The organism is Vibrio atlanticus (assembly GCF_024347315.1).
GTDB lineage: Bacteria > Pseudomonadota > Gammaproteobacteria > Enterobacterales > Vibrionaceae > Vibrio > Vibrio atlanticus.
Map to the genome: position 1 here is coordinate 3,084,456 of NZ_AP025460.1, position 20,049 is coordinate 3,104,504.

Annotated in this window: 33 protein-coding genes; 2 read left to right on the forward strand and 31 right to left on the reverse strand. The window is 44.9% G+C overall.

The window, feature by feature from the left end; translation table 11 throughout:
* Window positions 1-32: 32 nt before the first annotated feature.
* Window positions 33-611, reverse strand: a complete 579-nt coding sequence (locus OCV30_RS13860; RefSeq protein WP_041472926.1) for a LysM-like peptidoglycan-binding domain-containing protein — start codon at window positions 609-611, stop codon at window positions 33-35.
* Window positions 612-824: 213 nt separating this feature from the next.
* Here OCV30_RS13860 and OCV30_RS13865 point away from each other — a divergent pair, with 213 nt between their 5' ends.
* Both OCV30_RS13865 and OCV30_RS13870 read left to right on the forward strand, forming a co-directional pair.
* Window positions 825-1,445: a BamJ family beta-barrel-assembly machinery protein gene (locus tag OCV30_RS13865; protein WP_008220519.1), complete on the forward strand. Its 621-nt coding sequence runs from the start codon at window positions 825-827 to the stop codon at window positions 1,443-1,445.
* Between the two features lie 133 nt (window positions 1,446-1,578).
* A complete protein-coding gene (locus tag OCV30_RS13870; RefSeq protein ID WP_065679716.1) occupies window positions 1,579-2,085 on the forward strand; it encodes a DUF2780 domain-containing protein in 507 nt (168 codons plus the stop codon).
* 264 nt (window positions 2,086-2,349) lie between these two features.
* Here the strand turns inward: OCV30_RS13870 and rplQ are convergent, their stop codons facing one another.
* The 30 genes from rplQ to fusA all read right to left on the reverse strand — a co-directional run bounded on the left by rplQ (window position 2,350) and on the right by fusA (window position 19,914).
* Window positions 2,350-2,730 (reverse strand): 50S ribosomal protein L17, encoded by a 381-nt coding sequence (gene rplQ / locus OCV30_RS13875; protein ID WP_004729812.1) that lies wholly within the window; start codon window positions 2,728-2,730, stop codon window positions 2,350-2,352.
* 24 nt (window positions 2,731-2,754) lie between these two features.
* Window positions 2,755-3,747: a DNA-directed RNA polymerase subunit alpha gene (locus tag OCV30_RS13880; RefSeq protein WP_004729813.1), complete on the reverse strand. Its 993-nt coding sequence runs from the start codon at window positions 3,745-3,747 to the stop codon at window positions 2,755-2,757.
* A gap of 22 nt (window positions 3,748-3,769) precedes the next feature.
* Window positions 3,770-4,390 carry a 30S ribosomal protein S4 gene (gene rpsD, locus OCV30_RS13885; RefSeq protein ID WP_004738777.1) on the reverse strand — a complete coding sequence of 207 codons (621 nt, stop codon included), beginning with the start codon at window positions 4,388-4,390 and terminating at the stop codon, window positions 3,770-3,772.
* A gap of 31 nt (window positions 4,391-4,421) precedes the next feature.
* Window positions 4,422-4,811, reverse strand: a complete 390-nt coding sequence (gene rpsK, locus OCV30_RS13890; RefSeq protein ID WP_004738778.1) for a 30S ribosomal protein S11 — start codon at window positions 4,809-4,811, stop codon at window positions 4,422-4,424.
* Window positions 4,812-4,830: 19 nt separating this feature from the next.
* Window positions 4,831-5,187 (reverse strand): 30S ribosomal protein S13, encoded by a 357-nt coding sequence (rpsM, locus tag OCV30_RS13895; protein WP_004738779.1) that lies wholly within the window; start codon window positions 5,185-5,187, stop codon window positions 4,831-4,833.
* A gap of 149 nt (window positions 5,188-5,336) precedes the next feature.
* Window positions 5,337-5,450, reverse strand: a complete 114-nt coding sequence (rpmJ, locus tag OCV30_RS13900) for a 50S ribosomal protein L36 (protein WP_000868186.1) — start codon at window positions 5,448-5,450, stop codon at window positions 5,337-5,339.
* Window positions 5,451-5,491: 41 nt separating this feature from the next.
* Window positions 5,492-6,826, reverse strand: coding sequence for a preprotein translocase subunit SecY (gene secY / locus OCV30_RS13905; RefSeq protein ID WP_004736759.1), 1,335 nt, complete (start codon window positions 6,824-6,826; stop codon window positions 5,492-5,494).
* A 20-nt stretch (window positions 6,827-6,846) separates the two neighbouring features.
* Window positions 6,847-7,281, reverse strand: a complete 435-nt coding sequence (gene rplO / locus OCV30_RS13910) for a 50S ribosomal protein L15 (RefSeq protein ID WP_004736758.1) — start codon at window positions 7,279-7,281, stop codon at window positions 6,847-6,849.
* Window positions 7,282-7,286: 5 nt separating this feature from the next.
* Entirely contained in the window at window positions 7,287-7,463 is a 177-nt protein-coding gene (gene rpmD, locus OCV30_RS13915) for a 50S ribosomal protein L30 (RefSeq protein WP_004736756.1), read from the reverse strand.
* A 7-nt stretch (window positions 7,464-7,470) separates the two neighbouring features.
* On the reverse strand, window positions 7,471-7,971 hold the full coding sequence (gene rpsE, locus OCV30_RS13920) for a 30S ribosomal protein S5 (RefSeq protein WP_004736754.1): 501 nt from the start codon (window positions 7,969-7,971) through the stop codon (window positions 7,471-7,473).
* Window positions 7,972-7,985: 14 nt separating this feature from the next.
* Window positions 7,986-8,339 carry a 50S ribosomal protein L18 gene (gene rplR / locus OCV30_RS13925; RefSeq protein WP_009847783.1) on the reverse strand — a complete coding sequence of 118 codons (354 nt, stop codon included), beginning with the start codon at window positions 8,337-8,339 and terminating at the stop codon, window positions 7,986-7,988.
* Window positions 8,340-8,348: 9 nt separating this feature from the next.
* A complete protein-coding gene (gene rplF, locus OCV30_RS13930; protein ID WP_009847784.1) occupies window positions 8,349-8,882 on the reverse strand; it encodes a 50S ribosomal protein L6 in 534 nt (177 codons plus the stop codon).
* Window positions 8,883-8,892: 10 nt separating this feature from the next.
* A complete protein-coding gene (gene rpsH, locus OCV30_RS13935; RefSeq protein WP_009847785.1) occupies window positions 8,893-9,285 on the reverse strand; it encodes a 30S ribosomal protein S8 in 393 nt (130 codons plus the stop codon).
* 29 nt (window positions 9,286-9,314) lie between these two features.
* Entirely contained in the window at window positions 9,315-9,620 is a 306-nt protein-coding gene (rpsN, locus tag OCV30_RS13940) for a 30S ribosomal protein S14 (RefSeq protein WP_004736747.1), read from the reverse strand.
* Between the two features lie 16 nt (window positions 9,621-9,636).
* The gene (gene rplE / locus OCV30_RS13945) at window positions 9,637-10,176 is read right to left on the reverse strand and encodes a 50S ribosomal protein L5 (protein ID WP_004736744.1); all 540 of its coding nucleotides are present in this window, start codon (window positions 10,174-10,176) and stop codon (window positions 9,637-9,639) included.
* Window positions 10,177-10,200: 24 nt separating this feature from the next.
* Window positions 10,201-10,518, reverse strand: coding sequence for a 50S ribosomal protein L24 (gene rplX, locus OCV30_RS13950; protein WP_004736742.1), 318 nt, complete (start codon window positions 10,516-10,518; stop codon window positions 10,201-10,203).
* Window positions 10,519-10,529: 11 nt separating this feature from the next.
* Entirely contained in the window at window positions 10,530-10,901 is a 372-nt protein-coding gene (gene rplN / locus OCV30_RS13955) for a 50S ribosomal protein L14 (RefSeq protein ID WP_004736740.1), read from the reverse strand.
* Between the two features lie 162 nt (window positions 10,902-11,063).
* Entirely contained in the window at window positions 11,064-11,318 is a 255-nt protein-coding gene (gene rpsQ / locus OCV30_RS13960) for a 30S ribosomal protein S17 (protein WP_004736739.1), read from the reverse strand.
* Complete coding sequence (gene rpmC / locus OCV30_RS13965; RefSeq protein ID WP_004736737.1) at window positions 11,318-11,509, reverse strand: 50S ribosomal protein L29; 192 nt, start codon at window positions 11,507-11,509, stop codon at window positions 11,318-11,320. The genes rpsQ and rpmC overlap by 1 nt, the downstream gene beginning before the upstream one ends.
* Entirely contained in the window at window positions 11,509-11,919 is a 411-nt protein-coding gene (rplP, locus tag OCV30_RS13970; RefSeq protein ID WP_004736736.1) for a 50S ribosomal protein L16, read from the reverse strand. The genes rpmC and rplP overlap by 1 nt, the downstream gene beginning before the upstream one ends.
* 11 nt (window positions 11,920-11,930) lie before the next feature.
* The gene (rpsC, locus tag OCV30_RS13975) at window positions 11,931-12,629 is read right to left on the reverse strand and encodes a 30S ribosomal protein S3 (protein WP_004736734.1); all 699 of its coding nucleotides are present in this window, start codon (window positions 12,627-12,629) and stop codon (window positions 11,931-11,933) included.
* Window positions 12,630-12,647: 18 nt separating this feature from the next.
* Window positions 12,648-12,980: a 50S ribosomal protein L22 gene (rplV, locus tag OCV30_RS13980; protein WP_004736732.1), complete on the reverse strand. Its 333-nt coding sequence runs from the start codon at window positions 12,978-12,980 to the stop codon at window positions 12,648-12,650.
* A 10-nt stretch (window positions 12,981-12,990) separates the two neighbouring features.
* Window positions 12,991-13,269, reverse strand: coding sequence for a 30S ribosomal protein S19 (rpsS, locus tag OCV30_RS13985; protein WP_004736729.1), 279 nt, complete (start codon window positions 13,267-13,269; stop codon window positions 12,991-12,993).
* A 19-nt stretch (window positions 13,270-13,288) separates the two neighbouring features.
* Complete coding sequence (rplB, locus tag OCV30_RS13990) at window positions 13,289-14,113, reverse strand: 50S ribosomal protein L2 (protein ID WP_012604912.1); 825 nt, start codon at window positions 14,111-14,113, stop codon at window positions 13,289-13,291.
* A gap of 14 nt (window positions 14,114-14,127) precedes the next feature.
* A complete protein-coding gene (gene rplW / locus OCV30_RS13995; RefSeq protein WP_004736765.1) occupies window positions 14,128-14,430 on the reverse strand; it encodes a 50S ribosomal protein L23 in 303 nt (100 codons plus the stop codon).
* A complete protein-coding gene (gene rplD / locus OCV30_RS14000) occupies window positions 14,427-15,029 on the reverse strand; it encodes a 50S ribosomal protein L4 (RefSeq protein ID WP_004736764.1) in 603 nt (200 codons plus the stop codon). Before rplD ends, rplW begins: the two co-directional genes overlap by 4 nt.
* A 16-nt stretch (window positions 15,030-15,045) precedes the next feature.
* A complete protein-coding gene (gene rplC / locus OCV30_RS14005) occupies window positions 15,046-15,675 on the reverse strand; it encodes a 50S ribosomal protein L3 (RefSeq protein ID WP_004736763.1) in 630 nt (209 codons plus the stop codon).
* Between the two features lie 14 nt (window positions 15,676-15,689).
* Window positions 15,690-16,001, reverse strand: a complete 312-nt coding sequence (gene rpsJ / locus OCV30_RS14010) for a 30S ribosomal protein S10 (protein ID WP_004736761.1) — start codon at window positions 15,999-16,001, stop codon at window positions 15,690-15,692.
* Window positions 16,002-16,486: 485 nt separating this feature from the next.
* A complete protein-coding gene (gene tuf / locus OCV30_RS14015; RefSeq protein WP_012604914.1) occupies window positions 16,487-17,671 on the reverse strand; it encodes an elongation factor Tu in 1,185 nt (394 codons plus the stop codon).
* 146 nt (window positions 17,672-17,817) lie between these two features.
* A complete protein-coding gene (gene fusA, locus OCV30_RS14020; RefSeq protein ID WP_012604915.1) occupies window positions 17,818-19,914 on the reverse strand; it encodes an elongation factor G in 2,097 nt (698 codons plus the stop codon).
* Window positions 19,915-20,049: the final 135 nt, after the last annotated feature.

Genomic DNA, 20,049 nt, shown 5'->3' on the forward strand with positions numbered 1-20,049 from the left:
GTGAAGTGCTTTGACTCAGGTTCACTATTCATCTATTTACTGCGACCAAAGCCACCATCTGATAAACGGAAAAACATCACCGAAGTATTGCCTTTCTCAAGCTGAAGAATATCTAGTTGCCCTGTCTCGGCTAGTTTGAATCGAACCAGTTGGCCTTTACGAATCTGGCTAAGCGGCTTGTCTGCACCTTCAATACGAACCAAAGCGTTAAGATCAGACAGCGGTAGATCATTATTTCGGAACACTTGAGCTAACGTATCTCCTTGCTTAACAAGATACTCTTGCCAACTGGTTGGCTCAGAAGAATTACTTTTAGCATTTTTCTGCTCGCTTAAGCCAACAGTATTTATCTCAAGCTCAACACGAGATGTTGCTGGTGCGTTGTCTACTTTAGGCTCTGGTAGCGGTGCAAACAATAAGATTAATATGATCGGCGAAATCACCATCAATAATTTCTGGTGTAATTTCGGCAATGATCCCCAAGTTTGCACTGATGAGGTTTTCATTTTCTTTAGATCGATCGAGCTTAGTTTCTCTTTGACCTGATTCAGTCGGTCCTTGAACTCTGCTAAGTGGTCTACTTTCTGTTTTTTCTTTTGACGACGATTCATGCCACTGCGTCCTATACATTGAATAACTACAGTATAAAAACCAAAGTACCAACAGTATAGATCTTTCCGCGACAACAGAGAGCAAAGCAAGAAAATTGACATAGCTGTGATTTGGACACGGTAAAGCGTAAGTGATCAGAGGCTAGCCGTTTATTCAGGCTGCTAATACTGGTATTCTTACCCTTTTCGTACTGACAAAAAGAGTGACTTTTCATGTCTGAAGTAAAATTTGAAACTGTAGAGCAAAAAGCTAGCTACGGTATCGGTCTACAAATGGGCCAACAACTTGCTGGTTCTGGTCTTGAAGGCCTAAACGTTGATGCAATCGCTGCTGGTATCGCAACAGCTCTAGTTGGCGACATGCCAGCTATCGAAGTTGACGAAATCAACAACGCACTACAAGAGCTACACACTCGTGGTGAAGCTGCACGTCAAGAACTAGCTAAAGCTGCTGCTGCTGACGGCGAAGCTTTCCTAGCTGACAACGCTCTTCGTTCAGAAGTTACAGTTCTTGAGTCTGGTCTTCAGTACGAAGTACTAACTGAAGGTACTGGTGAAATCCCAACTGCAGACAAGCAAGTACGCGTTCACTACCACGGCGAGCTAACTGACGGTACAGTTTTCGATAGCTCTGTATCTCGCGGTCAACCTGCTGAATTCCCAGTAACTGGCGTAATTCAAGGTTGGGTACAAGCTCTACAAATGATGCCTGTTGGCTCTAAGTGGAAGCTATACATCCCTCAAGATCTAGCATACGGTGAGCGTGGCGCAGGTGCTGCAATCCCACCATTTGCTGCTCTAGTATTCGAAGTAGAACTTCTAGCAATTCTTTAATTTCTATAAAAACCTTAGTAAAACAAAAAACTATAGGTAAATTAGACTGAATTAGCTCAACGGCGATGTGACTACATCGCCGTTTTTCGTTTATAGTGAAAGAGTAAATTACTTTATTACTTAAGGACGAATAATGAAGAAAGTACTCATCACCGTTTTAAGCAGCCTTGCTGTGGTATCTTGCGCTAGTACTAGCGAGTCAGAACAAGTTAGTTCAACTTCTGATATTAACTATTCCCAACTATCACAAACAGCCCTTATGACCGCTGTAGACATGTGGTCTCAAAAAAATGAAGCAACACCATTTACGAGCACCCTTGCTAATTCCCTAAGTGACAAAGCATCTGTAACAAATGAGCAAGCTATAGGTGGAGTAGGCTCCATGCTAGCTCTTGCCCAAAATACCCTTGATAACTTTGACAACCAAGAGCTCGAAATGCTTTTCCCTGGAATGTCGACGCTTGATTCTACCGGTTTAACGTCAGTATTGGACTCAAAAACATCTGTTGAAAATGCATTTTCAGGATTAGGTATGGATTCATCAATGGTTGCGGCGTTTGCACCAATCATTATTCAAGGGCTAGAGTCACAAGGCGCAACAAGCGGTCTCGTTGATTCACTCGAAGCTATTTGGTTGTAATAACCAGTGATTAATAATTGATTTAAAATACTTAAAGGGCGCTTCGGTGCTCTTTTTTGTGCGCTGAACAAAAGAGATACGAGATACGAGATACGAGATACGAGATACGAGATACGAGATACGAGATATTATTGAGAAATGGAGCAGAGAAGGTAAAGAAAAGTGCCAAATATCGTGGTGCAATTCTTATGTCGGTCTCCTAACTCTACAGATACAAAAAAGCCGAGCTAATGCTCGGCTTTTGTATTAAGAATCTAGTATAGATTACTCAGCAGCTTCTTCAGCAGCTGGGCGGTCTACAAGCTCAATGTAAGCCATTGGAGCTTTATCACCAGTACGGAAACCACATTTAAGAATGCGAGTGTAACCACCTTGGCGAGCCGCGAAACGCGGGCCTAGTTCATTAAATAGTTTTGCCACAACTTCGTTATCACGAGTGCGAGCAAATGCAAGACGACGGTTAGCAACACTGTCTGTCTTAGCTAGGGTAATCAATGGCTCAATTACGCGACGTAGTTCTTTTGCTTTAGGCACGGTAGTTTTAATAACTTCGTGACGAACAAGAGAGCTAGCCATGTTGCTGAACATCGCTTTGCGATGACTGCTGTTGCGGTTGAGTTGACGACCACTTTTACGATGGCGCATGACCTAATCCTTCTAACTTTTCGATTAATCTTCAGCGATTGACGCTGGTGGCCAGTTTTCTAGGCGCATGCCTAGAGAAAGACCACGTGAAGCAAGCACATCTTTAATCTCTGTAAGAGATTTCTTACCAAGGTTTGGCGTTTTAAGTAGCTCAACCTCAGTGCGCTGTACAAGATCACCGATGTAGTGAATCGCTTCTGCTTTCAAACAGTTAGCAGAGCGAACTGTTAGTTCAAGATCGTCTACAGGACGTAGTAGGATAGGATCGAATTCTGGCTTCTCTTCCTTCTCCTCAGGTACACGTACATCACGAAGATCTACGAACGCATCCAGTTGTTCAGCTAAAATAGTAGCTGCACGACGGATTGCTTCCTCAGGTTCTAGAGTACCGTTCGTTTCCATATCGATAACAAGCTTGTCTAAGTCAGTACGTTGTTCTACACGTGCCGCTTCAACAGCATAGGCGATTTTATCGACCGGGCTGTAAGTAGCGTCAACAAGTAGACGACCGATTGGACGCTCATCTTCTTCAGTATGGATACGAGCTGAAGCTGGAACGTAACCACGACCACGTTCTACTTTGATACGCATAGCGATCTCAGCGTTGTCATCCGTTAGGTGACAAATTACGTGCTCAGGGTTAGCGATCTCTACATCACCATCGTGGGTGATGTCACCTGCAACAACAGGGCCTGAGCCTGATTTGTTCAGTGTAATAAACACTTCATCTTTGCCTTCAGCAACGCGTACAGCTAAACCTTTAAGGTTTAGAAGGATTTCCAGGATATCTTCCTGAACGCCTTCTTTAGTGCTGTATTCGTGTAGCACACCTTCGATTTCAACTTCTGTTACGGCACAACCCGGCATAGAAGATAGAAGAATGCGGCGAAGAGCATTACCTAGAGTATGGCCGAAACCGCGCTCTAATGGCTCAAGAGTTACTTTCGCGTGTGTCGTATTGATCTGTTCAATGTCAACAAGACGCGGCTTAAGAAATTCTGTTACAGAACCCTGCATTGTGTCCTCTCTTTTTTTAACCTTACTTAGAGTAAAGTTCGACGATCAAGTGTTCATTGATGTCAGCTGATAGGTCAGAACGCTCAGGCATACGCTTGAATGTACCTTCCATTTTGCCAGCATCTACTTCAATCCAAGTTGGCTTTTCACGTTGTTCAGCAACTTCTAGAGCCGCTTTAATACGAGATTGCTGTTTAGCTTTCTCGCGGATAGAAACAACGTCGTTTGCCGCTACTTTGAAAGAAGGAACGTTTACAACTTTACCGTTAACTAGAATAGACTTGTGGCTAACTAGTTGACGAGATTCAGCACGAGTAGCGCCAAAGCCCATACGGTAAACTACGTTATCAAGACGACCTTCAAGAAGCTGAAGCAGGTTTGCACCTGTGTTGCCTTTAAGACGTGCAGCTTCTTTGTAGTAGTTGCGGAATTGTTTTTCTAGAACGCCGTAAATACGACGAACTTTTTGCTTCTCACGAAGCTGAACGCCATACTCAGATAGACGACCGCGACGAGCGCCGTGTACACCTGGTGCGTTATCAATTTTACACTTGGTATCGATCGCACGGACACCAGACTTAAGGAATAAGTCAGTACCTTCGCGACGGCTAAGCTTCAGCTTAGGACCCAAATATCTTGCCATGATCTTTCTCCAATATTCCTAGAAACGAAACTTAAACGCGACGTTTCTTAGGTGGACGACAACCGTTATGAGGGATTGGTGTCGCATCAACAATGTTAGTGATACGGAAACCAGCAGCGTTCAGTGCACGAACAGTAGATTCGCGACCTGGACCTGGACCCTTAACCATAACTTCCAAGTTCTTTAGGCCATATTCTTTAGCCATTTCACCACAACGCTCAGCTGCAACTTGTGCTGCGAACGGAGTAGATTTACGAGAACCACGGAAACCTGAACCACCTGCTGTAGCCCATGCAAGAGCGTTGCCTTGACGGTCAGTGATAGTTACGATTGTGTTGTTGAAAGAAGCATGAATGTGCGCTACGCCATCAGCTACTTGCTTGCGTACGCGCTTACGCGCGCGAGTTGGTTGTTTTGCCATTGTACTCTACCTTATCCGACTATTTCTTGATCGGCTTGCGCGGACCCTTACGGGTGCGAGCGTTGGTTTTAGTACGCTGTCCACGTAGTGGTAGACTGCGACGATGACGAAGACCGCGGTAACAGCCAAGGTCCATAAGACGCTTGATGTTCATCGATACTTCACGACGTAGATCACCTTCTACAGTGTATTTAGCTACACCATCACGCAGTTGATCGATCTGCTCTTCAGTTAGTTCACTGATCTTAGCATCTTCAGCAATACCCACTTCAGCTAGAATAGCTTGAGAGCGAGTTTTGCCAATACCGTAGATTGCAGTAAGTGCAATTACAGAATGCTTATGATCAGGAATGTTAATGCCGGCTATACGGGCCATTATTCACTCCTAAGGGGGTTCATAAAAGAATTATCCGCAGCAAAGCCCGTTATGGATACGCTGCGGCATACTACTTCTTTTGCACGCAAAAGGTAGGCCGAGGAATATACTCGACTCTACCTAGTATTTCAAGTAAAAATTTCTGCTGATTAGCCTTGGCGTTGCTTATGCTTTGGCTCACTGCAAATCACGCGAACGACACCGTTACGCTTGATAACTTTACAGTTACGGCAGATTTTTTTAACGGAAGCACGAACTTTCATTGCTAAACTCCGTAAATGGAATCGAAATAATTACTACCGAATTAACGGCCGTAACCTTTCAGATTCGCTTTCTTTAACACAGAATCATACTGTTGTGACATCAGATGAGTCTGTACCTGTGCCATGAAATCCATGATAACTACCACTACGATTAGTAGTGATGTGCCGCCGAAGTAGAAACGAACGTTCCACGCGACCATCATGAATTCAGGAATCAGACATATAAAAGTAATGTATAGAGCGCCCGCAAGGGTTAGTCTAGTCATCACTTTATCGATATATTTCGCTGTCTGCTCACCTGGGCGGATACCGGGTACGAATGCACCAGACTTCTTCAAATTATCAGCTGTTTCACGCGGGTTAAACACCAACGCTGTATAGAAGAAACAGAAGAAGATTATAGCTGCTGCATAAAGCATTACATACAAAGGTTGACCAGGGCTAAGAGCTAATGACACGTCAGTTAACCAACCGAACGCGCTGCTTTCACCATTTTGACCAAACCATTGTGCTAATGTTCCTGGGAACAAAATAATACTTGATGCAAAAATCGCTGGAATAACACCTGCCATATTAATCTTAAGAGGCAAGTGAGAGCTTTGAGCTGCAAAAACTTTACGACCTTGTTGACGCTTCGCATAGTTAACGACGATACGACGTTGACCACGTTCCATGAAAACTACGAAGTAAATTACAGCAAAAGACAATACCGCGATAAACAACAGAAGAAGCACATGCAATTCACCTTGACGCGCTTGCTCGATTGTTTGACCGATTGCAGAAGGCAATCCAGCAACAATACCTGCAAAAATCAGAATGGAAATACCATTACCGATTCCTCGCTCAGTGATTTGTTCACCTAACCACATCAAAAACATGGTACCAGTTACTAAACTCACGGTAGCAATAAGCGTAAACATGGTTTGGTTGATAACAACCAGATTGTCGACCATGTTTGGTAAGCCTGTTGCGATACCAATAGCTTGGAATGTTGCAAGTACAAGCGTGCCGTAGCGTGTATATTGGCTTATCTTACGACGGCCTGCTTCACCCTCTTTTTTGAGTTCCGCTAACGCTGGATGAACTACAGTTAGCAATTGGACTACGATCGATGCCGAAATGTACGGCATGATACCCAATGCTAATATAGATGCACGCTCAAGAGCACCACCGGAGAACATGTTAAACATTTCTACGATGGTACCTTTTTGCTGATCGAACAAATCGGCAAGTACAGCTGCGTCAATACCAGGGATCGGCACAAAAGAGCCGGCTCGGAATACTAAAAGTGCACCAATTACGAATAATAAGCGCGACTTTAGTTCACTTAAGCCGCTCTGAGCACTACGAAAATCTTTTCCTGGTTTCTTAGCCATCTGTACCTCGTTCCTCGAGATTATTCCTCGATTTTACCGCCTGCAGCTTCGATTGCAGCTTTAGCGCCTTTAGTCACGCGTAGACCTTTAACAGTCACAGCTTTGCTTAGGTCACCAGAAAGAACGATCTTAACAAACTCGATGTTCTTAGTGATAACGTTAGCAGCTTTAAGGCTGTTAAGATCAACTACGTCACCTGTTACTTTCGCTAGCTCAGCTAGACGAACTTCAGCAGACACTAGGCTCTTACGAGAAGTGAAACCGAATTTAGGTAGACGTTGTTTTAGAGGCATTTGACCGCCTTCAAAACCTGGACGAACAGAGCCGCCAGAACGTGACTTTTGACCTTTGTGACCGCGGCCACCTGTTTTACCAAGGCCAGAACCGATACCACGACCTACACGCTTCTTAGAAGGTTTAGAGCCAGCAGCCGGTGATAGAGTATTCAAACGCATTCTGATTACTCCTCAATCTTAACCATGTAGTAAACCTTGTTGATCATACCGCGTACGCACGGAGTATCTTCAAGTTCTACTGTATGGTTGATGCGACGAAGACCTAGACCTTTAAGACACGCTTTGTGCTTAGGTAGGCGACCAATTGAGCTTTTAGTTTGAGTTACTTTAATAGTTGCCATCGTGTGCTTACTCCGAAATAGATTCAACAGTTAGACCACGTTTAGCAGCAACCATTTCTGGTGACTTAACGTCTACTAGAGCACCAATCGTTGCGCGAACAACGTTGATTGGGTTCGTTGAACCGTATGCTTTAGAAAGAACGTTATGTACGCCTGCAACTTCAAGTACGGCACGCATTGCACCACCGGCAATAACACCTGTACCTTCAGCAGCTGGCTGCATGTAAACTTTAGAGCCCGAATGACGACCTTTCACCGGGTGGTGAAGAGTGCCTTCGTTAAGCGCAACAGTAACCATGTTACGACGCGCTTTTTCCATTGCTTTTTGAATCGCTGCAGGTACTTCACGAGCTTTGCCGTAACCGAAACCTACGCGACCATTACCGTCACCAACTACTGTTAGTGCAGTGAAGCTCATGATTCGACCACCTTTAACCGTCTTAGATACACGGTTAACAGCGATCAGCTTTTCTTGCAAATCATTAGCTTGTTGTTGTTCTTTAGCCATCTTCCAACCCTACCTTAGAATTTCAGACCAGCTTCGCGAGCAGATTCTGCTAGCGCCGCTACTCGACCGTGGTATTGGAAACCAGAACGGTCAAATGCAACTGAAGCTACGCCTTTTTCAAGAGCGCGCTCAGCAACAGCTTTACCAACTGCTTTAGCTGCATCGACGTTACCAGTGTTCTTAACTTGCTCACGGATCGCTTTTTCTACAGTAGAAGCAGCTGCGATAACCTCAGAGCCGTTTGCCGAGATAACTTGAGCGTAAACATGGCGAGGAGTACGATGTACTACCAGGCGAGTTGCACCAAGTTCTGCAATCTTACGACGTGCACGTGTAGCACGACGGATGCGAGATGCTTTCTTATCCATAGTGATACCTTACTTCTTCTTAGCTTCTTTAGTACGCACATTTTCATCTGCGTAACGAACACCTTTGCCTTTGTAAGGCTCAGGAGCACGGTAAGAACGAATGTCAGCCGCAACTTGACCTACTACTTGCTTATCGCAACCAGTAATAACGATCTCAGTTTGGCTAGGGCACTCAGCTTTAATACCTTCAGGTAGAGCGTGCTCTACTGGGTGAGAAAAACCAAGAGTTAGACCTACAGCGTTGCCTTTCATAGCAGCACGGTAACCAACACCCTTAAGAGTTAGCTTCTTAGTGAAGCCCTCAGTAACACCCACAACCATGTTATTAACTAGAGCGCGAGCTGTACCAGCTTGTGCCCATGCGTTAGTAACACCTTCTTTCGGACCGAAAGTTAGGTTGTTTTCTTCCTGTGCAATAACTACGGCGCTGTTAAGAACGCGAGTAAGCTCACCTTTGCTACCTTTTACAGTAACTTCTTGGCCGTTTAGTTTCACCTCTACGCCAGCTGGAATAGCGACAGGTGCTTTAGCAACACGAGACATAATCTACTCCTTAAGCTACGTAACAGATGATTTCACCGCCAAGACCTGCTTTACGAGCAGCACGGTCAGACATCAGACCCTTGGAAGTAGAAACAACTGCAATACCAAGACCACCCATCACTGTAGGTAAAGAGTCTTTATTTTTATAAACTCTTAGACCAGGACGTGATACGCGCTTGATTTGCTCGATTACAGGTTTAGCTTGGAAGTACTTAAGAGTAACTTCTAGCTCAGGTTTTGCTTCGCTGTCAACAGCGAAGTCTACGATGTAACCTTCAGCTTTAAGTAATGCAGCAATTGCAACTTTAAGCTTTGAAGAAGGCATTTTTACAGCAACTTTATTTGCTGCCTGACCGTTACGAACGCGGGTCAGCATATCCGAAATCGGATCTTGCATGCTCATAAGATTTACTCCAAATGATTAAGTGGCAATTACCAGCTAGCCTTACGAAGACCCGGAATCTCGCCTTTCATGCAAGCTTCGCGAACCTTAATACGGCTTAGACCGAATTTACGTAGGTAACCGTGTGGACGACCAGTTTGGTTGCAACGGTTGCGCTGACGTGATGCACTTGAATCACGTGGAAGAGATTGCAGTTTAAGAACCGCATTCCAACGATCTTCTTCAGATGCGTTTACATCGCTAATGATAACTTTTAGCGCAGAACGCTTTTCAGCGAACTTAACTACTAGTTTTGCACGTTTAGCTTCACGTGCTTTCATTGATTGTTTAGCCATAACAGTAACCCTACCCTTACTTACGGAATGGGAAGTTAAAGGCAGCCAGCAGAGCTCGGCCTTCCTCATCGGATCCCGCAGATGTCGTGATAGTAATATCAAGACCGCGGACACGATCGACTTTATCGTAGTCGATTTCCGGAAAGATGATTTGCTCGCGAACGCCCATGCTGTAGTTACCGCGTCCGTCAAAAGACTTAGCGCTAACACCACGGAAATCACGTACACGTGGAAGTGCGATAGAGATTAAACGCTCTAAAAATTCCCACATGCGCTCACCACGCAAGGTTACTTTACAACCAATTGGGTAGCCTTCACGAATTTTGAAACCAGCTACAGATTTACGCGCTTTCGTGATAAGAGGCTTTTGACCAGAGATCGTTGCCATATCAGATGCTGCGTTTTCTAGCAGTTTCTTATCGTTGATTGCTTCACCAACGCCCATGTTTAGGGTGATTTTCTCAATCCTAGGGACTTGCATGACGCTTGTGTAGCTGAACTCTTTGGTAAGCTCAGCGACTACAGACGACTTGTAGTAATCATGCAGTTTCGCCATAGTAGAACTCCAAATTACTTCTAATTAGTTAGAAACAGTTTCGCCGTTAGATTTGAAGAAACGAACTTTCTTGCCATCTTCGATACGGAAACCGATACGGTCTGCTTTACCAGTAGCCGCGTTAAAGACTGCAACGTTAGAAGCATCAATAGCTGCTTCTTGTTCAACGATGCCACCTTGTTGACCTAGAGCCGGAACCGGCTTTTGGTGTTTTTTAACAAGATTGATGCCTTCAACAACAACTTTACCAGTTGTCAGAACCTTAGTTACTTTACCTTTCTTGCCTTTATCTTTACCAGCAAGAATGATTACTTCGTCATTACGACGGATTTTAGCTGCCATGTTGCCGCTCCTTACAGAACTTCAGGTGCAAGTGATACAATCTTCATGAATTTCGCGTTACGAAGTTCACGAGTCACAGGACCAAAGATACGTGTGCCGACTGGTTGCTCAGTAGTGTCATTTAACAATACACAAGCATTACTGTCGAAGCGAATGACAGAACCGTCTGGGCGACGAACGCCTTTACGGGTGCGCACTACTACCGCCTTCAGAACATCACCTTTCTTTACTTTACCGCGAGGAATCGCTTCCTTCACTGTAACCTTGATGACGTCACCGATATGTGCATAACGGCGGTGAGAGCCACCCAGAACCTTAATACACATTACCTTGCGCGCGCCAGAGTTATCTGCTGCGTCAAGTGTACTTTGCATCTGGATCATTGTTAGTGCTCCGCTAAATATTAAAACTAGACCCTCTCGGGTCGGGCTGCCTCTTTAAAAGGGACGCGAATTGTACCACCCTTTTTTTAAATTGGGTAGACAAAAAACAAGCGGCTCCAAAAAATTATTTGGAGCCGCTTATAAGTTATAGAATTACAAAGATTAAATCTTCGCTTTTTCTAGAACTTTAACCAATGTCCAAGACTTAGTCTTAGACAGAGGACGACACTCAGCGATTTCAACTTTGTCGCCTAGGCCACAAGTGTTGTCTTCGTCGTGTGCGTGTACTTTAGTCGTGCGTTTGATGAACTTACCGTAAATCGGGTGTTTTACAGTACGCTCAATAGCAACAACGATAGACTTGTCCATCTTGTCACTTACTACACGGCCTTGCTGGATGCGGTTAGTTTCGCTCATTATGCGCCTGCCTTTTCAGTCAAAACAGTTTTCACACGTGCGATGTCACGGCGTACAGCTTTTAGAGTATGAGTTTGCTGTAGTTGACCAGTTGCAGCTTGCATGCGCAAGTTGAACTGTTCACGTAGCAAATTCAATAGCTCAGCGTTAAGCTCTTCAACGTTCTTTTCGCGTAGATCTTGTGCTTTCATCACATCACCTGCTTAGTTACAAAAGTAGTTTTAACAGGCAGTTTACGTGCCGCTAGGCGGAACGCTTCACGTGCCAACTCTTCAGGTACGCCATTCATCTCGTACATAACTTTGCCTGGTTGGATTTGAGCAACCCAGTACGCAACTGAACCTTTACCTTTACCTTGACGAACTTCAAGAGGCTTTTCAGTAATAGGTTTGTCTGGGAACACACGGATCCAGATTTGACCTTGACGCTTAATGTGACGTGTCATAGCACGACGTGCCGCTTCGATTTGACGTGCAGTCAGGCGACCACGGCCAACAGCTTTAAGACCGAATTCGCCGAAGCTTACTTCAGTACCTTTAGCTAGACCACGGTTACGACCAGTCATAACCTTGCGGAACTTAGTACGTTTTGGTTGTAGCATCGTTCGACTCCTTACTTACGGCCTTTACGCTGCTTCTTAGGCTTATCGCCTTTTGGCTCTACTGCGTTAGCAGCTGGCATACCGCCTAGAATCTCACCTTTGAAGATCCAAACTTTAATGCCGATCACACCGTATTGAGTGTGAGCCGAAGAAGTTGCGTAATCAATGTCTGCACGTAGAGTGTGTAGAGGCACTCGGCCTTCACGGTACCACTCTGAACGTGCGATTTCAGCACCGCCAAGACGGCCGCCTACTTGTACTTTGATGCCTTTAGCGCCTAGACGCATAGCATTTTGTACCGCACGCTTCATTGCACGACGGAACATAACACGACGCTCTAGTTGAGACGCGATGCTATCAGCTACAAGCTGACCATCTAGCTCAGGCTTACGTACTTCAGCGATGTTAATTTGCGCTGGTACACCTGCGATTTTAGCTACAGCTGCGCGTAGCTTCTCTACGTCTTCACCTTTCTTACCGATAACAACGCCAGGACGAGCTGTGTGAATAGTCACACGGATGCTCTTCGCTGGACGCTCGATAACGATACGAGATAATGATGCTTTTTGTAGTTCCTTGGTAAGGAACTGACGTACCTTGAAGTCGCCGTCTAGGTTGTCAGCGAATTCGTTGGTATTAGCAAACCATGTAGCATTCCAAGGCTTGACGATGCCAAGACGAATACCATTAGGATGTACTTTCTGACCCATTGCTTACTCTCCTAGTCTTTAGCGATCTGCTACAACAATAGTGATGTGGCTTGAACGCTTCAAGATACGATCCGCACGACCTTTAGCACGAGGCATAATACGCTTCATGATAGGGCCCTCATCTACGAAGATTTTAGCGACATTTAGATCGTCGATATCTGCACCTTCGTTATGTTCCGCGTTAGCGATAGCTGACTCAAGAACTTTCTTAACTAAAACAGCAGCTTTTTTGTTGCTGAAAGTTAGAATTTCTAGAGCCTGGTCTACCGACTTACCGCGAATTTGGTCTGCAACTAAGCGAGCTTTCTGTGGAGAAATACGAGCAAAGTTATGTTTAGCTAAAGCTTCCATCATCTACTCCTTATTTCTTCTTAGCTTTCTTATCTGCAGCATGACCGCGATAAGTACGAGTTGGTGCAAATTCGCCTAGTTTGTGACCGATCATTTCTTCGGTAACGAAAACTGGGACGTGCTGACGACCATTATGGACAGCGATGGTCAAACCAATCATTGTTGGGATGATCATTGAGCGACGGGACCAAGTCTTAATAGGCTTTTTGTCTCCGCTTTCCACCGCTTTCTCTACCTTCTTCAGCAAGTGTAGGTCAATAAAAGGACCTTTCTTGAGAGAACGTGGCATGGCGATTCCTCTTTATAAATTATTTAGTGCGACGACGTACGATGTACTTGTCAGTGCGCTTATTCTTACGAGTCTTGAAGCCCTTAGTAGGAACGCCCCAAGGAGATACTGGGTGACGACCACCAGATGTGCGGCCTTCACCACCACCATGTGGGTGATCCACCGGGTTCATTACTACACCACGTACGGTTGGACGTACGCCGCGCCAGCGTGAAGCACCAGCTTTACCAAGTTCACGTAGCATATGCTCAGAGTTACCAACTTCACCGATCGTTGCACGACCTTCAGAAAGAACTTTGCGCATTTCACCAGAACGTAGACGGATAGTTACGTATGCACCATCGCGAGCGATGATTTGAGCATAAGCACCAGCCGAACGAGCTAGTTGAGCACCTTTACCAGGCTTAAGTTCAACACAGTGTACAGTAGAACCTACTGGGATGTTGCGCATCGGCAGAGTGTTACCTGCTTTGATTGCAGCATCTACGCCAGATTGAATCTGGTCGCCTGCGTTAACACCTTTAGGTGCAATGATGTAACGACGCTCACCGTCTGCGTACAGAACTAGAGCGATGTTAGCACTACGGTTTGGATCGTATTCTAGACGCTCAACTTTCGCTGGGATGCCATCTTTAGTACGTTTGAAGTCAACCAGACGGTAATGGTGTTTATGACCACCACCGATGTGACGTACTGTAATACGACCGTTGTTGTTACGACCACCGTTCTTAGAGTTTTTCTCTAGAAGTGGTGCGTATGGCTTACCCTTGTGCAGGTCAGCGTTAACAACTTTAACGACGTGACGACGACCAGGGGAAGTCGGCTTACATTTAACAATAGCCATTTTTACTACTCCTGTTATTCCGCGCCGCCAACGAAGTCAAGATCTTGACCTTCTTTCAAAGTAACGTAGGCTTTCTTAACGTCTGAACGACGGCCTTCACGCATACCTTGACGTTTGGTCTTACCCTTTAATACAAGAGTATTTACAGACTTAACTTCAACTTCAAATAGCTTTTCTACAGCTGCTTTGATCTCTTTCTTAGTTGCATCTTTAGCTACTTTGAAAACGATAGTGTTCGCTTTCTCAGCTGCCATAGTTGCTTTTTCAGAGATGTGCGGAGCACGTAGAACTTTTAAGATACGCTCTTCAGTGATCATGCTAGCATCTCCTCAACTTGCTTAACTGCGTCAGCAGTCATCAGAACCTTGTCGAAAGCGATTAGTGATACTGGATCAACACCAGCAACATCACGTGCATCTACTTTGTATAGGTTACGAGCAGCTAAGAATAGATTTTCATCTACTTCGCCAGTCACAATCAGAACGTCGTTTAGCTCAAGCTCTTTAAGCTTAGCTACAAGTTCTTTTGTTTTTGGTGCTTCTACAGAGAAGTTATCAACAACGATTAGACGCTCTTGACGAATCAACTCAGAAAGAATGCTTTTCATAGCACCGCGGTACATTTTCTTGTTAACTTTTTGGCTGTGATCTTGTGGTTTCGCAGCAAAAGTAACACCACCTGTACGCCAGATTGGGCTACGAATTGTACCAGCACGTGCACGGCCAGTACCTTTTTGGCGCCATGGCTTAGCACCGCCGCCTGATACTTCAGAACGAGTCTTTTGAGCACGAGTACCTTGACGAGCACCTGCTGCATACGCAACAACTACTTGGTGTACTAGAGCTTCGTTAAAGTCACGTCCGAAAGTAGTCTCGGAAACAGTTAGTGCATCAGCACCTTTAACCATCAATTCCATTACTTACTCCTAGACGTTATGCTTTAACAGCAGGTTTTACGATCACGTTACCGCCTGTTGAGCCTGGTACTGCACCTTTAATAAGGAGTAGATTGCGCTCAGCGTCAACACGTACGATCTCTAGGTTTTGAGTCGTTACACGCTCAGCACCCATGTGACCTGCCATTTTCTTGCCTTTAAACACGCGGCCTGGAGTTTGACATTGGCCAATTGAACCCGGTGCGCGGTGAGACAAAGAGTTACCGTGAGTCATATCTTGAGTAGAGAAGTTCCAACGCTTGATAGCGCCTTGGAAGCCTTTACCTTTAGATGTACCAGTAACGTCTACTTTTTTAATTTCGTTGAAAAGTTCTACGTTTAGCTCAGCGCCAACTTCAAACTCTTCGCCGTTTTCTAAACGGAATTCCCAAAGACCGCGACCTGCTTCAACACCCGCTTTCGCGAAGTGACCAGCTTCAGGTTTAGTTACACGGTTAGCTTTCTTAGCACCAGTAGTTACTTGGATTGCTGCGTAGCCGTCTGTCTCAAGAGTTTTAACTTGAGAAATACGGTTCGCTTCAACCTCAACAACAGTTACTGGGATAGAAACGCCTTCTTCAGTAAATACGCGGGTCATACCCACTTTACGTCCGACTAGACCAATCATTATTCTTATCTCCCTTAACCTAGGCTGATTTGAACATCAACGCCAGCTGCAAGATCAAGACGCATTAGAGCATCAACAGTTTTATCTGTTGGCTCAACGATGTCGATCAAACGCTTGTGAGTACGAATTTCGTACTGATCACGTGCATCTTTGTTGACGTGTGGAGAGGTAAGAACAGTGAAACGCTCTTTACGAGTAGGAAGTGGAATAGGACCACGAACCTGTGCGCCAGTACGTTTTGCTGTTTCAACGATTTCCGCAGTTGAAGCATCGATTAGCTTGTAATCAAACGCTTTAAGGCGGATACGAATACGTTGGTTCTGCATGAGACAGAGCTCCAATTATTAAAAATTACACAAACAATATCGCCACTCAAGCTCGAAAGAACGAGAGAATGCCGATTGATTTATGTGAAACCGTAGCATCCAAGATTAGGACGCATTGTCAGTTAACTTTTGAAGTAAACACAAGGTTTACTATTTTTATTAACCGCGAACATAAGCTGAGTATACATTACTAGGTAAGACCTACTCCTCAGTGCTCATTGGTTCACAAACCGGCGTTAGCCAGTGCGATGCATTATACAGATCACGTTTTAGTATGCAAGTGGTGTTGGAAAAATAATCGGAATATATTTGTGCAGAGCATTCGAAGAAAAGTGTGTGACAAAAGTAGAACGACAAGGAACGGGGATGATACTAAGGGAAAGCAAAAAGAAGTGGTGGGAAAGTGGAAAAATAAAAGGGAAGCCGAAGCCTCCCTTTTCTTATGCAGTTCTTCTAATGAAGAGTGTGCAAAAATCTAAATGCTATTAAGCGAAGATTTTAGCTACAACACCAGCACCAACTGTACGGCCACCTTCGCGGATTGCGAAACGTAGACCTTCGTCCATTGCGATTGGAGCGATTAGCTCAACAGTCATTTGAACGTTGTCACCTGGCATTACCATTTCTACGCCTTCAGGTAGAGTGATATCGCCTGTTACGTCAGTTGTACGGAAGTAGAACTGTGGACGGTAACCCTTGAAGAAAGGAGTGTGACGGCCGCCTTCGTCTTTAGAAAGTACGTATACTTCAGACTCAAACTTAGTGTGTGGGTTGATTGAACCTTTAGCAGAAAGTACTTGGCCACGTTCAACGTCATCACGCTTAGTACCACGTAGAAGTGCACCAACGTTCTCACCTGCACGACCTTCGTCAAGCAGTTTACGGAACATTTCAACACCAGTACAAGTAGTAAGAGTAGTCTCTTTGATACCAACGATTTCTACTTCGTCACCTACACGTAGGATACCGCGCTCGATACGACCAGTAACTACAGTACCACGACCTTGGATTGAGAATACATCTTCAATAGGAAGTAGGAACGGTAGATCAACAGCACGCTCTGGAAGTGGAATGTAAGAATCTAGTGCTTCTGCAAGCTCAACGATCTTGTCTTCCCACTGCTTTTCGCCGTTTAGAGCGCCAAGTGCAGAACCTTGAATTACTGGTAGGTCGTCTCCTGGGTACTCGTACTCAGAAAGAAGTTCACGAACTTCCATTTCTACTAGCTCAAGTAGCTCTTCGTCATCAACCATGTCACATTTGTTCATGAATACGATGATGTAAGGGATACCAACTTGACGACCAAGTAGGATGTGCTCACGAGTTTGTGGCATAGGGCCATCTGTAGCAGCAACAACTAGGATACCGCCGTCCATTTGAGCAGCACCAGTGATCATGTTTTTAACATAATCGGCGTGTCCAGGACAGTCTACGTGTGCGTAGTGACGTTCAGGAGTATCGTACTCAACGTGAGAAGTTGCGATTGTGATACCGCGCTCGCGCTCTTCTGGAGCGTTATCGATAGATGCGAAATCTTTAGCAACACCGCCGTACACTTTTGCAAGTGTAGTACAGATAGCAGCAGTTAGAGTTGTTTTACCGTGGTCAACGTGGCCGATAGTACCAACGTTTACGTGCGGTTTCGTACGTTCAAATTTTTCTTTAGACACAATCGTGTTCCTTCCTAGTTATGATTCGCCACGTTCATTATTGAGCGAGACGCGCCAGAAATTGCTATTTTATGCGCCAACTCTCGTTAGCGCAATATTTGGACGCATTGTTCTTTCAAAAAATGAAAAAAATGCGTCCCTTTTGTTTAACCACGCTCTGCAATGATTGCATTAGCAACATTTTTTGGCACTTCAGCGTACTCACTAAACTCCATAGAGTAAGAAGCACGACCTTGTGTCGCAGAACGTAAATCAGTTGCGTAACCGAACATGACAGACAACGGAACTTGTGCACGAATTATCTTCAGGCCAGCTGTCCCCTCGTCCATACCTTCGATGATGCCGCGACGACGGTTAATATCGCCAACAACGTCACCCATCCAGTCTTCTGGAGTAGTTACTTCAACTTTCATCATAGGCTCAAGCAAAACTGGTTGCGCTTCTAGTGCACCCGTTCTGAAAGCCATAGAGGCAGCGATTGTAAACGCCATCTCACTTGAATCTACTTCATGGTAAGAACCATCATATAGTGTAGCTTTGATATCCAAAACTGGATAGCCCGCTAATACACCATTGTTCATTTGCTCTTCAACGCCTTTAGCGACAGAGGTAATGAACTCTTTTGGTACGATACCATTGGCAATTTCATCTACGAAGACAAAGCCTTCACCGGCTTCTGATGGTTCCAGTTTCAGCCACACGTGACCGTACTGTCCTTTACCACCATGTTCGCGGATAAATTTACCTTCAGCTTTCGCTGTACCACGAATGGTTTCACGATAAGCAACTTGCGGATTACCAACGTTGCAGTTCACGCTGAATTCACGCTTCATGCGGTCAACGATGATATCTAAGTGCAGTTCACCCATACCAGAGATTAGTGTCTGGCCAGTCTCGTCATCCGTTTCAACACGGAACGATGGATCTTCTGCCGCTAGCTTACCTAACGCGATAGTCATTTTATCTTGATCAGCTTGAGAGCGAGGCTCTACAACGATCTGAATAACTGGATCTGGGAATTCCATACGTTCAAGAACAATTTTATGGTTCTGATCACATAGAGTTTCACCAGTAGTAACATCTTTAAGGCCGATAATGGCTGCGATGTCACCTGCTCGTACTTCTTTTACTTCTTCACGCTTGTTTGAGTGCATTTGAACAATGCGCCCTAAACGTTCACGTTGTTTCTTCACAGAGTTGTAAGCTGTTTTACCGCTTTCAACAACACCAGAGTAAACACGGATGAAAGTTAAAGTACCAACAAATGGGTCTGTTGCAATTTTAAATGCTAGCGCTGAGAACGGTTCTTTGTCGTCTGCATGACGCTCTGCTTCGTTCTCGTCTTCATCGATACCTTTAATTGCAGGTACATCGACAGGAGAAGGAAGGAAGTCAACAACTGCATCTAGAACAGCTTGTACACCTTTGTTTTTGAATGCACTACCACATGTAGCAAGTACGATTTCATTATTAAGGGTACGAGTACGAAGACCTTGTTTGATTTCAGCTTCTGTTAGTTCACCTTCTTCAAGGTACTTATCCATCAGCTCTTCATTTGCTTCTGCAGCAGCTTCAACAAGTTCTGTACGATATTCTTCAGCCATTTCTTGCATGTCTGCAGGAATATCTTCGTACGTGAAAGTCATGCCTTGGTCAGCTTCGTTCCAGTTAATCGCCTTCATCTTGATAAGATCGACAACGCCTTGGAAGTTTTCTTCAGCACCAATGTTCAGTTGAATTGGAACAGGAGTTGCGCCTAGGCGATCCTTGATCTGTTCAACTACACGCAAGAAGTCTGCGCCTGTACGGTCCATTTTATTAACGAAAACCATACGTGGAACTTGGTACTTATCAGCTTGACGCCATACAGTCTCTGACTGAGGTTCAACACCAGATGAGCCACAGAACACAACAACTGCACCATCAAGCACACGCAGAGAACGTTCTACTTCGATTGTGAAGTCAACGTGCCCCGGAGTGTCGATGATATTAATACGGTGGTCAGAGTACTGAGCTTCCATACCACGCCAAAACGTAGTAGTTGCTGCTGAAGTGATCGTAATACCGCGCTCTTGCTCTTGCTCCATCCAATCCATGGTTGCTGCACCATCGTGAACTTCGCCGATTTTGTGAGAAAGACCGGTATAGAACAGAATACGTTCACTTGTGGTTGTTTTACCTGCATCTACGTGAGCAACGATACCGATATTACGGTATTGCTCAATAGGAGTTTTACGAGCCACGGTTGAATCCTCTTATTAGAGACTTAGGGACTATTGCTATGTCTAGATTATGCGTTAAAAGCGATACTTCGCTAAAAAGTGCTTGCCCTAGAAATAGCAATAGTTCCTAGCATAAGCATAGGAACTAAAGAAGTG